This is a genomic window from Psychrobacter sp. 1U2, from assembly GCF_051847575.1.
In genome coordinates this window covers 1-523 of the sequence record NZ_JBPYDC010001790.1, presented here as the reverse complement: position 1 = coordinate 523, position 523 = coordinate 1, and the positions used below count along the sequence as shown (strand labels likewise).

Annotated in this window: 1 protein-coding gene; it reads left to right on the top strand. The window is 40.5% G+C overall.

The window, feature by feature from the left end; all coding sequences use genetic code 11:
* Positions 1-201: 201 nt before the first annotated feature.
* Positions 202-523: 2Fe-2S iron-sulfur cluster-binding protein (locus ACS8FD_RS24425; RefSeq protein ID WP_439277747.1), on the top strand; the 322-nt coding region annotated here is incomplete at its 3' end.

The following is a 523-nucleotide window of genomic DNA, read 5'->3' as shown; positions in this document are numbered from 1 at the left end:
ATTAATGTATAGATTGTTTCGATTGTATTTTTCTATATTAATGATGACATTAGCGCATATTAAAGGCATAAAAACGGTCTGTAGTAGCGTCAAAGCTAAATGTCCAATACGTCTTAATATTAAATAATCAATACTAAATAACTAGATGGATGGATAAAAAATCATCCGCAAATTCTTATCATCTGCCAGCGAGAAGCCAGCATGTCTACTTTGACGTTAACGATTAATAAGCAGGATTATCAGCTTGATAATCTCGATCCGCGCACGACATTGCTCGATGTCTGCCGCCAACATTTACAAATCACTGGACCCAAGAAAGGCTGTGACCACGGTCAATGCGGTGCTTGTACGATGCTCATCAATGGTGAGCGTATTAATTCCTGTTTGACCTTAGCCGTGATGCACGACGGTGATGAAATCACGACAATCGAAGGCATTGGTATGCCCGAATCGTTATCAGCCTTGCAACAAGCATTTAAAGATCACGATGCTTTTCAGTGTGGGTATTGTACCCCGGGGCAAA